Source organism: Methylocystis sp. (genome assembly GCF_051061285.1).
In the GTDB taxonomy this organism is placed as follows: Bacteria; Pseudomonadota; Alphaproteobacteria; order Rhizobiales; family Beijerinckiaceae; genus Methylocystis.
The window spans coordinates 294,293-306,634 of the sequence record NZ_JBPFEA010000024.1 but is presented as its reverse complement, the minus strand read 5'-3'; the positions used below and the strand labels follow the sequence as shown (position 1 = coordinate 306,634).

General features: G+C 60.5%; 10 protein-coding genes. 2 read left to right on the top strand and 8 right to left on the bottom strand.

Features of this window, described 5'->3' with window-relative positions; genetic code table 11:
* Positions 1-332 precede the first annotated feature (332 nt).
* The 7 genes from ACR65T_RS09125 to ACR65T_RS09095 are packed head-to-tail and all read right to left on the bottom strand — an operon-like array spanning position 333 to position 9,298.
* Positions 333-848 carry an NADH-quinone oxidoreductase subunit B family protein gene (locus ACR65T_RS09125; protein WP_434496183.1) on the bottom strand — a complete coding sequence of 172 codons (516 nt, stop codon included), beginning with the start codon at positions 846-848 and terminating at the stop codon, positions 333-335.
* Positions 849-860: 12 nt separating this feature from the next.
* Complete coding sequence (locus tag ACR65T_RS09120; RefSeq protein WP_434496182.1) at positions 861-2,378, bottom strand: NADH-quinone oxidoreductase subunit C; 1,518 nt, start codon at positions 2,376-2,378, stop codon at positions 861-863.
* 17 nt (positions 2,379-2,395) lie between these two features.
* On the bottom strand, positions 2,396-3,844 hold the full coding sequence (locus ACR65T_RS09115; protein ID WP_434496181.1) for a hydrogenase 4 subunit F: 1,449 nt from the start codon (positions 3,842-3,844) through the stop codon (positions 2,396-2,398).
* The gene (locus ACR65T_RS09110) at positions 3,841-4,503 is read right to left on the bottom strand and encodes a hydrogenase-4 component E (protein WP_434496180.1); all 663 of its coding nucleotides are present in this window, start codon (positions 4,501-4,503) and stop codon (positions 3,841-3,843) included. The genes ACR65T_RS09115 and ACR65T_RS09110 overlap by 4 nt, the downstream gene beginning before the upstream one ends.
* On the bottom strand, positions 4,503-5,456 hold the full coding sequence (locus ACR65T_RS09105) for a respiratory chain complex I subunit 1 family protein (RefSeq protein WP_434496179.1): 954 nt from the start codon (positions 5,454-5,456) through the stop codon (positions 4,503-4,505). The genes ACR65T_RS09110 and ACR65T_RS09105 overlap by 1 nt, the downstream gene beginning before the upstream one ends.
* Positions 5,453-7,450 (bottom strand): hydrogenase 4 subunit B, encoded by a 1,998-nt coding sequence (gene hyfB, locus ACR65T_RS09100; RefSeq protein ID WP_434496178.1) that lies wholly within the window; start codon positions 7,448-7,450, stop codon positions 5,453-5,455. Before hyfB ends, ACR65T_RS09105 begins: the two co-directional genes overlap by 4 nt.
* A 57-nt stretch (positions 7,451-7,507) precedes the next feature.
* A complete protein-coding gene (locus ACR65T_RS09095; protein WP_434496177.1) occupies positions 7,508-9,298 on the bottom strand; it encodes a SulP family inorganic anion transporter in 1,791 nt (596 codons plus the stop codon).
* Positions 9,299-9,571: 273 nt separating this feature from the next.
* Here ACR65T_RS09095 and ACR65T_RS09090 point away from each other — a divergent pair, with 273 nt between their 5' ends.
* Together ACR65T_RS09090 and ACR65T_RS09085 are read left to right on the top strand one after the other, a co-directional pair.
* Positions 9,572-10,291, top strand: a complete 720-nt coding sequence (locus tag ACR65T_RS09090) for a response regulator (RefSeq protein WP_434496176.1) — start codon at positions 9,572-9,574, stop codon at positions 10,289-10,291.
* Complete coding sequence (locus ACR65T_RS09085; protein ID WP_434496175.1) at positions 10,288-11,727, top strand: ATP-binding protein; 1,440 nt, start codon at positions 10,288-10,290, stop codon at positions 11,725-11,727. Before ACR65T_RS09090 ends, ACR65T_RS09085 begins: the two co-directional genes overlap by 4 nt.
* Before the next feature lie 104 nt (positions 11,728-11,831).
* On the opposite strand, the gene ACR65T_RS09080 is transcribed toward ACR65T_RS09085, so the two are convergent.
* Positions 11,832-12,248, bottom strand: a complete 417-nt coding sequence (locus tag ACR65T_RS09080) for an Lrp/AsnC family transcriptional regulator (RefSeq protein ID WP_434496174.1) — start codon at positions 12,246-12,248, stop codon at positions 11,832-11,834.
* Positions 12,249-12,342: the final 94 nt, after the last annotated feature.

Genomic DNA, 12,342 nt, shown 5'->3' with positions numbered 1-12,342 from the left:
GGCCATAACCAGTTGCTAAAGATCATCGAGGGTGTGAAGTTCATCGACGGGCTCGAGGTCGCCGCCAAGCCGACCGATTCTCAGCCCCAAACCGCCGCCGCCTGATCCTTCAGGCCGTCACCAAAAATCGGCGATAGCTCCGGCTGCCGAGCTTTAAGAATTCAAAGTGACGCGATTGCGGCAGGGGCCGTCAAGCGCCGACTGCCGCACAGCCAAGTTTCATATGTTGGGTTTTCTCGAGTTTGCGCGGCTCGCGCATTCGACAAAGCGGCTGTCTCCAGGGCCCAGACCGCCCGCAGCCACATTCGTGGGCGAAGGTCCGGCCGAATCGGTCATTTCATCGTCTCAACGAAGGCGATCAGCCCCTTGAGCAGCGTCGTCGGATCAGGTGGACAGCCGCGGATATGGAGATCAACGGGGACGACCTTCGCGACGGCGCCAATGCACGCATAGCTTTCGGAATAGACGCCGCCGTCAAAGGCGCAGTCGCCGACAGCGATCACCCATTTTGGATCCGGCGTCGCGGCATAGGTTCGCTCAAGCGCTTCGCGCATGTTTTTGGTCACCGGACCGGTGACAAGCAGGACGTCAGCGTGGCGCGGCGACGCGACAAAACGCAGGCCGAACCTTTCGAGATCGTAGTAGGCGTTGCTGAGCGCATGAATTTCCAGTTCGCAGCCATTGCAGGAGCCTGCATCGACTTCGCGGATCGATAGGCTACGGCCGAGTTTCTGACGCGTCGTGCGCCCCAGCGTGTAGCCAAGTTCCGCGATGGACGTCGCATTCGGAATGGGAGCCTGTTCGGTCAGAGCGCGGCGGAGCAAGCCCTGAAGCAAGAATTTCTGCATCGTGCGCGCGTCCTAGAGATCGTGCCCCGAGTAGGAACAGTTGAAGGATTTGTTGCAGAGCGGGAAGTCGGCGACGATGTTGTCCTTGATCGCCGCTTCGAGCAGCGGCCATTGAAACCAGGACGGATCGCGCAAGTGGCAGCGCTGCACGACGCCGTCAGCGCGCATGCGCAGCCAAACAAAGATGTCGCCGCGGAATCCTTCAACAAGCGCGGCGCCTTCGCGCGTCCAGTCTTCCGGCAGCGCCCAGGCGGCGATGATCGGACCCTCCGGCGCCTCGTCGAGAATCTGTCTGACGATTTGCAGCGAGGCTTTGATTTCGTCAAACCGGACCCAGACGCGCGCGTCGACGTCGCCCTCCTTCGAGCTGCCGATCTCAAACGCCAGTTGCGGATAGGGCGCGTAACCGATCGCCTTGCGCGCGTCGAACTCCCGGCCGGAGGCGCGTCCGACATAGCCGCCGCACGCATATTGCTTTGCGAGCGCTTCACTGACGAAGCCGGTTCCGACGGTCCGGTCCTGCAGCGAGGTCGTGTCGCCGAAGAGCGCGACCAACTGTGGAGTCATGAGTTCAATCCACTGGATCAGCGCATAAAGCTCCGTGACTTTATCTTGCTGCAGATCGACGAGGACGCCGCCCGGCGCGATGCGATCCATCATCAGGCGGTGTCCAAAACAGCTTGCCGCCTCTCTCAAGATCCGTTCGCGGACGATGCCGCATTGCGCATGCATCAACGCGAAGGCCGCATCATTACAGATGGCGCCGACATCGCCGAAATGATTGGCGAGCCGTTCCAGTTCAGCCATCAGAGCGCGCAGATATGTCGCGCGCGGCGGAACATTGACGTCGAACGCCGCCTCGACCGCTTGCGAAAAGGCGAGGCTGTAGGCGACCGTACTGTCGCCCGACACGCGCGCCGCGAGACGCGCGGCGCGCTCGATCGAGGCGCCGGTCATCAGGTGATCGACGCCCTTGTGAACGAAGCCAAGCCGCTCCTCAAGGCGCACGACGGTTTCGCCATTGGCTGAAAAGCGGAAATGGCCCGGCTCGATAATGCCAGCATGCACGGGTCCGACCGGTATCTGGTGGAGCGGCTCGCCTTCTGTGGGAAGGAATGCGTAGCTGTCTTTGGTGGAGTCGATCTTTTCGGGGGCGTTGCAAGGATGACGCAGGCCCCAGCGGCCATGATCGAGCCAGGGGCGGTTGTCGGGCGCGTTTTCGGCCCTGAGCCCATAAAGATCGCAGATCGCGCGCTCGAGCCTTAACGCCGGAGGGTGCAATCCCCCAACGGATGGAAAAAAGCCTTCAGGGCATTCCAGCGTGAGGATGCGCAGACGCGGCTCTTGTTGTTCAAGCGCGGCCATGTGGACGCTCGAAGGTTCGCCCCACAGGCTGAGGAGTTCGCGCTCGCCCTTCGCAAGACTTTCGGCGAAAGCGAGCCAACCAGCTCTGTCGACGATCTCACGCGGCCAGGGCAGGCACGTCGGTGGCGACGGCTGGGCCTCCATCTGTTTGCTGGCAAAGTTCATCTTTTCATCCTTCGAGCTCAGCCCAACAGCCGCGCGACGTTCTGGAACCAGGTCACGACGTGAGACGGAAGATAGATTCCGGCCAGCAGCACAAGGGATAGATGGGCGTAGACAGGCCACATTGAAGCCTGCACCTCGCCTTCGTCGCGGCTTGGCTCGCCGAACGCCATCCCGGTGAGCCGCAACAGCAAGGCGCCAAAGGCGAGAAGGAGGCCGAAAACAAGCGGCACGGCGAGGAGCGGCTGACGGGCGAAGGTCGAACTCACGACGAGAAATTCGCTCATGAAGATGCCGAGCGGCGGCAGGCCGATGATCGCCACGACGCCAGCGACGAGGGACCAGCCAAGCGCCGGTTGGCTTTGCGTCAGTCCTCTAATGTCGGCGATCTTCTGCGTTCCCTTGACCTGCGCGATGTGACCAACCGAGAAGAAAATCGCGGATTTTGTCAGGCTGTGCATCGTCATGTGCAGCAGACCAGCGAAGTTGGCGAGCGGTCCGCCCATGCCGAAGGCGAAGGCGATAATGCCCATGTGCTCGATGGAGGAGTAGGCGAACAGCCGCTTGATGTCGCCACGCCGGTAAAGCATGAAGGCCGCCATGATGAGAGAAGCAAGACCGAGCGTGATCATCAGCGGGCCTGGCGTAATCGCCGCCGCATTGGCCGTCAGCAGCATCTTGAACCGCAGCACTGCATAAAGCGCGACATTCAGAAGGAGGCCGGACAAGACCGCCGAAATCGGCGTCGGGCCTTCCGCATGCGCATCTGGAAGCCAGGCGTGCATCGGCGCCAGGCCGACTTTCGTCCCGTAGCCGAGCATTAAGAAGACAAATGCGACGTTGAGCATCCTGGGATTGAACTGCGGCGCCTGCGACATCAGCGTTTTCCAGACCATCGCGTCGTAGCCCTGTCCCAGAACCGGCTCGGCAGCCATGTAAATGAGGATCGTGCCAAAGAGCGCCAGCGCGATCCCGACGCTGCCAAGGATGAAATATTTCCAAGCGGCCTCGAGCGCATGCGGCGTGCGGTAGATGCCGACCATCAGCACGGTGGTCAGCGTCGCGACTTCGATCGAGACCCACATAAGGCCGATGTTGCTGGCGAGCAGCGCCAGATTCATGGCGCACATCAGCGACTGATACATCGCGTGATAGAAGCGGACGTTCCTCGAGGTCAGACGGCCAGTTTCGATCTCATGGTCGATATAGCTCGCACTGTAGACGCTTGTGGTGAAGCCGATGAAGGTCGAGAGCACAACAAAGACGATGTTGAGGTCGTCGACAAAGAGATAGCCGCCGCTTTCGGGCTCGACGACGAGAAGCACAAGCGCGAAGAGAAACGTCGCGCCGGAGGCGCAGAGGTTGATGGTCGCCGAGCGTCGGTAGGCCGGTTCAAGCGCAACGGCAATGGCCGCGGCGGCGGGAATGCCCACAAGCGCATTCGAGACCATGAAAAGATCGGAACTCATGAACGTCCTCCGCGCACGCGATTAAGTTCAAAAAGGTCGACGTTGTCGAATCGCTCGCGGATACGAAACAGGAAGATGCCGATCACGATGAAGGCGATGAGAATGGAAAAGGCGACGCTGATCTCGACGACAAGCGGCATCCCGTTCGCCCCTGCTGCAGCCAAAACCAGACCATTTTCCAGTGACATGAAGCCGATAATCTGGCTCACGGCGTTGCGTCGCGTCACCATCATCAGCAGCCCCAGCAGCACGATCGCCAAGGCGAATGCGATGTCCTCGCGCGACAGCGGATCGGCGGAGGCGGTCGCCGGCAGCATGACGACGAGCGACAGCGCCACGAGGAATATGCCGATGAGCATGGTTATGCCGACGCCGCCAACGACCTCCACGGTGCGGTGGATGCCTAGGCGTCTGATGATGAGCCGGAGGCTGAAAGGAATGATCAGCGCCTTGAAGATCGCTGCGATGCCAGCCGTGACGTAGAGGTGCGGCGCGTCCTGGTAATAGGCCTGCCAGGCGACCGACAGCGACAGAATGACGGCGTGGAGCGTGTAGATATTGATGAGCCCCGACAGTCTGTCCTGATACAGCAGCATGAAGCTCGTCAGGAGGAGCGCGCCCGCCAGAACATGGGCGATGTCGATTGTCAAAAGCTCCATCAGAGGCTCCGTGTTACGAAAACGAGCAGCGTCGCGAGGAGGCCAAGCATCAGCCCTGCGCCGAGAAAATCCGGCACGCGGAAGACGCGCATCTTGGCTGTGGACGTCTCAAACAACGCGAGCGCGCCGCCGCCGATCGCCAGCTTCAGGACGTAAGCGCAAAGGCCGATCATCATCGCCTCCGCGCCCGCATCATGCGACGCGAGCCCAACGGGGAAAAAGACGCAGGCGATGAGCGAGATAAAAAGGAGCAGCTTAAGCGCGGCGGCAAGTTCAATGAGCGCGAGATAGCGCCCGGAATATTCGAGAACCATCGCCTCATGCACCATCGTCAGCTCGAGATGGGTCGCCGGATTATCGACGGGAATCCGTCCATTTTCTGCGATGGCGACGATGAGGAGCGCGACGAGCGCCATGCCGACGGAGGCGCGCAATTCCAGATTCGCGACCATATAGGCTGCAATTTCAGAGAGCTGCGTCGTTCCGGCGACGAAGGAGACGGTGAAGACGATCATCATCATCGCCGGCTCCGCGAGCGAGCCGAACATCGCCTCGCGGCTTGAGCCGATGCCGCCGAAACTCGTTCCAATGTCCATGCCCGCGAGAGCGAGGAAAAAACGGGCGCTGCCGAGCAGGGCGATGATGGCGATGAGATCGGCCGACCAGCTGAACGTCAGTCCCGTGGCGAATGTCGGCACCAGCGATGCGGCGACCCAGATCATCGCAAAGATCATATAAGGCGCCGAGCGATACAGCCACGACGCGTTTTCCGCGAGGACGACCTCCTTGCGCAGCAGCCGAATGAGATCGAGCCAGGGTTGAATGATCGGCGGTCCTTTGCGGCGCAAGAGGCGCGCCTTCAGCTTTCGAACAAAGCCGATGAGCAGCGGCGCCAGCGCAAGCACCAAAAGCATTTGGAGGCTCTGCGCCATAAGGTTGAAAAGAACTGTCATATCGCCACCAGGACCAGGAGGAAGACGAGCGCCGCGAAAACCAGCGCGAGATATTCCTGGATCGTTAGGAGACTGAGGATGTTCAGTCCGGTGGCGCATGATTCCACCGCCCGCGTGAGGGGCGCATAGAGATAGTCGAAGATCCGATCCTTGATTTCGACGCTCAAGCGCGCGGCCCGCGTATCGCCCGGCGCCGGCATGTCGAGGCGGTCCCGCACCGAAAAGGCGATGACGCCAAGGGTGCGCCGGATCGGCTGCGCGAAGCTGCTGCCTGTGTATTGCGTCGTGGTGCTGGTTTCGATGTAGCCGCAGTCCCAGGCCGGCGCGCGCCGCGACCGCGTCGTGCCAAATCGGTGGATGACCCATCTCGCCGAATACGCCGAGAAGAGAATGAAGATGAAGACCAGAAGCCCGTTGTAGGAGCTGCGGCTTTCGGCCACGGGCGCGATCGAGAGCCAGGAGAGCTCAGCCTGCGTCGGCATGCGGCCGCCGACAAAATCTTTCGCCACGGGTGAGATCGTGTCGATGAGGAGGCTCGGCAGTAGACCGGCGACCAGGCACAGCGTCAGCAAAACCGCCATGGTCCCGAGCGACCAGCGATCCGGATCATGCGCCCTGCGCGCCGCTTCGCTGCGGGGGCGTCCCAGAAAGGCGACGCCATAGGCGCGTATGTAACAGCCGGCGCCGAGCGCCGCGCTCAGCGCCAGCGCCACGCCAACCGCCGGAACGAGGAGCTTCACGGTCCATTGCGGCAGCGACGGGCTCAGCAGGATCGCCTGAAAGACCAGCCATTCCGACACAAAGCCGTTCAGCGGCGGCAAGGCGGCGATGGCGACGCAGCCGCCGAGAAAAAGGAACGCCGTTTTCGGCATGGAGTGAATGAGACCGCCGAGGCGCTCGATGCTTCTTTCGCCGCTCCCGTGCAATACCGCGCCGGCGCCAAAGAACAGGAGGCTCTTGAACAGCGAATGATTGAAAACGTGAAAGAGCGCCGCCGTGAAGGCGAGCGCGGCCGGGAGCGCCATGCCATTGGCCTTGAACGCCAAAGCAAGTCCGAGCGCGATGAAGATGATGCCAATGTTCTCGATGGTGCTGTAGGCGAGCAGCTTCTTCAGATCGCTCTGTATCGTCGCGAAGAGAACGCCGACGAGGGCGCTTGCTGCGCCGAAGCTCATCGGCTCGATCGACCACCAGAAGGCGGGCGGCCCAAGCAAATCGAACACGACGCGAATGAAGCCGTAGACGGCGACCTTCGTCATAACGCCGCTCATCAGCGCCGAGACGTGGCTCGGCGCCGCGGGATGGGCGAGCGGCAGCCAGATATGCAAGGGCGCGAGTCCGGCTTTCGACCCCATTCCGACTAACGCGAGGGCCAGGACGAGGCCCGTCTTCCATCCCTCCTTGGTCGACTCGCGAATCGAGGCGAAGTCGTAGGCGCCGTCGACGCCCCCGAGAACGCCAAACGCGATCAACAGCGCAAAACCGCCGAAGCTCGCCATCAACAAATAGACGAAACCGGCGCGCCTGTTCTCCTCCTCATGATGATGAGTCAGCACGAGCGCCCACGAAGCGAGCGACATGAACTCCCAAGCGACGAGAAAGGCGAAGGCGTCATCGGCGAGTACGACGAGGTTCATGCCAGCGAGAAAAGCCGGATAGAACGGCAACACGCGCATCGGCTCCTTCTCATGCGCGCCATAGCCGATCGCATAGGCGCTTGCCGCCACGCCGCCCAGATTGACGACGGCGAGAAAAAAGGCGGTCAGGACGTCGATGCGAAAATGCATGCCGATCCACGGCAGTCCGAGCGGCAAAGCCGTCGAAACAACATGAGCGCCCCTTGGCATGACCGCAGCGAGGAAGAGGACGCCGCAGAGGCCGATGCAAAAGCGGTAGACGTTTCGGCTGACGTCGTGGTTCCGCCTGTCGACGATGGCGTAGACGCTGACGGAGAGCAGGGCGCAGACACAGGCCAGCGCCAGGTAGAGCGGCATACATATCACCTTCGAATCGGCGCGGCGGTCGGTCGCGCCCTGCGTGAACTTTACAGACTAGGCGCTGCGCTTGCGCGGGGCGAGGGGATGCTTTGACGTCGCGACGTGTTGATCCAGTCCGCAAATCTCTGCGTGGCCGCCGTTTGCTTCATAGTCCTCGCAATAGTCATGGAGGTTCTCCATCACCGTATGATCGACGCACCAGGACTCTGAAAGATCAAAGATGACCGTCTTGCCCTTTGGGAGCTTCGCGAGATCGCCCTTGAGCGCGAGGTAGTTGGCGAAAAAGGCCGCGCCGCCGATCTTGACATGATAGACGCCGGGTTCGCTCTCCACCACGTCGCGATGCAGCTTAAACACCTGTCCCCAATTGACGCTTCGCCAGAAGTGGAACAGGAACTCGGCGGCGATGCCGATGGCGACGCCGATCAAGAGATCGGTCGCCAGCACGCCGATGATGGTAATCACGAAAACGGTGAGCTGGTCCCAGCCGATCGCCAGCGTCTTCTTGAACTCGAGCGGCGACGCAAGTCGGTAGCCGGTGAACACCAGCAGCGCCGCGAGCGAAGCAAGCGGAATCTCGTGAATGACCCTCGGGAAAAGCGCGACAAAGATCAGCAGGAACAACCCGTGGAAGAAATTCGCCCACCCCGTGCGCGCGCCATTATTCACATTGGCGGAGCTGCGGACGATTTCCGCGATCATCGGCATACCGCCAATCAAGCCGCAGATGATGTTGCCGAAGCCGACCGCAGCGATGTCGCGATTGAGATCGGAAGTGCGCTTGTAGGGATCGAGCTTGTCAACCGCCGCTGCGCTGAGCAGGCTTTCCAGGCTGCCAACGAGGCAGATGGCGAAAACCTGCTGCCAGAACAGGCCGGTGCGGATCATCGAGAAATCGGGAAAGGCGAAGCCCGACAGAAAATTCTGGGGGATGGAGACCAGAAATTTCGGACCGATCGTGAATTCGTGATGCGGCAGGAACGGAGTGTCCGGCAGGAAGAGATAGATATGTTCGTCGTCAAGATCGAAATATTGCGCAAGCGCCATGCCAACGATCACGACGATAATCGGCGCCGGAATCATTTTTATACGACGGTTCTTCACGACCGACCAGGCAATCAGGATGAGCAGTCCAATGCCGCCGATAATCGCGACCTCCGGATTCATATCCCGAAGGCTGGCCGGAATCGCGCCGATCGTCGCGAACAAGGATTGCGCGTCGGGCTTGACGCCAAGCATGACGTGTATCTGCTTGGCCATGATGATGATGCCGATCGCCGCCAGCATGCCGTGAACGGCCGACGATGGGAAGAAGGCGCTCATCTTGCCGGCTTTCATCAAGCCCATCAGCATCTGAATGACGCTGGCGCATACAATCGCCGCCAAGGTATAGTGGTAGCCGGCTTTGGCGTCGCCGCCGCCGAGCGCCTGCACCGAGTCCAGAATGACCACGATGAGGCCCGCCGCCGGGCCGGTGATAGTGACGAAGGAACCATTGATTCGTGACACCAGCAGGCCGCCCACGACGGCGGTGATGATGCCCGCCTGGGGCGGAAAACCCGACGCCATCGAAATGCCAAGGCATAGCGGCAGCGCGATAAGAAAGACCAGAAAACCGGACAGAACGTCGGCGCGCCAATTTTCGGCCAATCCGGCGAGGCCGGTCTTCGGCGTGAACCGGGCTGGAATCGTTCCTGTGAAATTTGAGCGATTCTCATCCATGGCGGGTCCGCCTGGGTCCTTGCCCAGCCATTCTTGCGAAGACGAGCTGGGGCGCTGAGAGGCGCTCGCCTCTGCCGCGGCCGTTTCCAGGTCGTGGGTGACAGCCTGAGCCTTGCTTTTCATGTGGTGTCCTTGCCAGCGCGCTCAGTCGAAACCTCGGCGCCGACCGGTTAGCGCAGCGGCAACATAGGACAGGCCAGTGACTGTGATGTTTCTCCAGTTTTTCAGACCACAGAGATTATTTCTGATTCGTGTCCCAAATCCGACAAGATCAGACCCCAGCTACTGAAGCGTCGCGGGACGAAGTCTTTTTTGTGGTGGAAACACTCCAGAAAGACTGCATTATTAGGTTCCGCCGAATTCCAACGAACTCCAACGAAAGCGATTGCGCCTCCCTTGACCTCTCCCATTTCAATTCTGATCGTCGAGGATGACGCCGAAATCGGCGAGTTCATCTCCCTCTATCTCGCGGCGCACGATATCGAGACGAAGGTGGCCGCAAACGCCCCGGCCATGGACGCTGCGTTCAGCGCCGGAGCCTATGACCTGCTGATCCTCGATCTTAATCTTCCTGGCGAAGACGGCTTGTCGATCTGCCGGCGGGTGCGATCCGAGAGACGCATCCCTATAATCATACTGACGGCGCAGTCGGAGGACATCGACAAGATATTGGGTCTGGAGCTCGGGGCCGACGATTACATCGTCAAGCCTTTCAATTCGCGCGAGCTGCTGGCGCGCATCCGCGCCGTGCTGAGGCGAACTGAAACCCCGAACGCCGTCGACGGGCGCGCTGTAAGGCAAGCGTATCTTTTTTCGGGCTGGCGCGTCGATGTGCTCGCTCGAGAGGTCGTCGCGCCTTGCGGCATAAAGGTGGCCATGACCGGCGCAGAATTCGATCTGTTGCATGCTTTGTGCGAAAATCCCAATCGGGTGTTGACGCGTGAGCAACTGATCAACATGACGCATGGCCCGACGACCGGACCCTTCGAGCGCAGCATCGACGTGCTGATCAGCCGGCTCCGACAGAAGATAGAAGCGGATCCAAAAAAGCCCGCGTTCATCCAGACGGTTCGCTCCGAGGGCTATATTTTCTCCACTCACGTGGCGCGCGCATGAACCCTACTCGCGTTCCCTGGCGTTTCCGGCTCAACAAACTGGCCGTGCAAATCACGCTGCTTATTTTCGTGTCGATCGTGGCGTTCCAGACCATCGTCATCGGCATGTTCCATGTGTTCGGCAGGCGGCACATCGTCGACCAAGGAGACTTCATCGCGAGCATAATCCTCGCTTTGGACGTCGCTCCGCTCTCGGAGAGAGCCAATGTCATTTCAGCGCTCTCTCACGCCGTTCCCTACGCCACTATCGAGATGCAGGAGTCGCGCCCTCCAGCGGCGACATCCTCGACCGGCGGCGCCGACCTCGCCTTTGACCACGAAATTCGCCACATCGACTCGCTGTTGTGGGACGGCGCAGACGTGTTCAAGGTCGAAAGTTCAACGCCCGAAGATTACGGCGTCCTCGCCGTCGAATTGCATAAAGGCGGCTATGCGACGATCTCAATCGCCGAGCATCAAAAATCTCCCGGTTCGATATGGCGATGGCTTTGGCAGCATGCCGATGACGAACCGTTCATTCTGACTCAGGGCGCGCGAACGGCGCTGTCCTTTATCATATTCACGGCGATCTTCGTGTTCTGGGCGCTGAACGCGATCATGGCGCCGCTGAGACGGCTTGCAAAATATGCTGAGCAGATTCCGAACGATGTCGATACGAAAGCGCAGCTCCCGGAACGAGGTCCCCAGGAAGTTCGCGAATTGACCCGCTCGCTCAATCGCATGCAGGCGCGCATAAGCAAGATGATTGCCGCGCGCGCCCATGTGCTTGCGGCGGTCAGTCACGACTTGCGAACGATCATCACGCGCCTGAAGCTGAAAACGGAATTCGTGTCAGATCAAAGCCTTCAGCAGAGGATGATGCGCGATGTCGATCTCATGGACGCAATGCTGTTCAAGAATCTGCAGTATTTGCGCGCTGAAGGAGATGACACGTCCGACTGTTCCCTGGTCGATCTCGACAGCGTTCTGCAAACGGTCGCCGACGAGTTCTGCGACCTCGGGCATCATGTGACCTACCATGGCGACGGTCACCAAATGGTCTTCGGATCGCTTTGCGACGTGCAGCGCATTTTCACTAATCTCGTTGAAAACGCGACGCATCACGCGAAGACCGTGGATATCTACATCGCGGAAGGCCCGGGAGCGCTCATCGAGGTCGACGTCGTCGACGATGGACCGGGAATGTCAGCGGAAAGCAAGAAGACTGCATTTGAGCCCTTCGTTCGCGGTCAGCCGGGACGAACGCTCGACGAGCACAGCGGATTTGGACTCGGTCTTTCGATTGTGCGCTCGCTCGTTGAGCACCATGGCGGATCCGTGTCGCTGCTCGATCGCGAGCCCAACGGGCTGATCGCGCGCGTCTGTCTGCCCCGCGCATTGGGAGGGGACGAAAAGCCGTTTCCGGCGGGCTCCAAGGCGACGCCGGCGCTCTTCTGAACGATATCGAACGGTCAACCCGCCTCATGCGTCGCTGCTGCACGCGCGAGGAGGGCGTTCTGCTGAGCAGTCTCCACGCGCGCGAAGTGCCGGTCAAAGCGCGTTCATGCGGGCGCAAGCAGCAGGCTCGTCTCGCTTCTGGCGATGCCCTCGATCATTCTGACGCCCGACAGCACCCGATCGAATTCCTCGAGATTGGCGCACTCGATTTCCGCGATGAGGTCGAAAGGCCCGTTGGTGCTGTAAAGCGTGTGGATCTGCGGGAGTCCGCGCAGCGCCTGAGCGACGCGGCGGGAATTCTTGCCGGAGACCTCGACCATCATGATCGCCCGGATGCGATCGGATGCGGCGGGATGTTTCAGCCGAACCGTAAAGCCCAGGATCACATCGGACGCGATCAGCTTATCGAGGCGGTTCTGGACCGTCCCGCGCGAGACGCCGAGCGCCTTGGCGAGCTGGGACAAGGAGGCGCGCGCGTCGGTCCGCAGCAGCGCGATCAGTCGGTGGTCGAGATCGTCCATGACCCAAGCCTCTGTTGAAACGGTCAATATCTATGACGGAAATGACAAAAATCCAGTCATTTCGATAGTTTATGGCGATTTTGATTAGCGTTGC

What these genes read in the sequence shown, in the direction of transcription:
- ACR65T_RS09125 (WP_434496183.1), bottom strand. Translation starts at nt 848, where the DNA reads ATGCAGAAATTCTTGCTTCAGGGCTTGCTCCGCCGCGCTCTGACCGAA.
- ACR65T_RS09095 (WP_434496177.1), bottom strand. Translation starts at nt 9,298, where the DNA reads ATGAAAAGCAAGGCTCAGGCTGTCACCCACGACCTGGAAACGGCCGCG.
- ACR65T_RS09080 (WP_434496174.1), bottom strand. Translation starts at nt 12,248, where the DNA reads ATGGACGATCTCGACCACCGACTGATCGCGCTGCTGCGGACCGACGCG.
- ACR65T_RS09120 (WP_434496182.1), bottom strand. Translation starts at nt 2,378, where the DNA reads ATGAACTTTGCCAGCAAACAGATGGAGGCCCAGCCGTCGCCACCGACG.
- ACR65T_RS09115 (WP_434496181.1), bottom strand. Translation starts at nt 3,844, where the DNA reads ATGAGTTCCGATCTTTTCATGGTCTCGAATGCGCTTGTGGGCATTCCC.
- hyfB (WP_434496178.1), bottom strand. Translation starts at nt 7,450, where the DNA reads ATGCCGCTCTACCTGGCGCTGGCCTGTGTCTGCGCCCTGCTCTCCGTC.
- ACR65T_RS09110 (WP_434496180.1), bottom strand. Translation starts at nt 4,503, where the DNA reads ATGGAGCTTTTGACAATCGACATCGCCCATGTTCTGGCGGGCGCGCTC.
- ACR65T_RS09085 (WP_434496175.1), top strand. Translation starts at nt 10,288, where the DNA reads ATGAACCCTACTCGCGTTCCCTGGCGTTTCCGGCTCAACAAACTGGCC.
- ACR65T_RS09105 (WP_434496179.1), bottom strand. Translation starts at nt 5,456, where the DNA reads ATGACAGTTCTTTTCAACCTTATGGCGCAGAGCCTCCAAATGCTTTTG.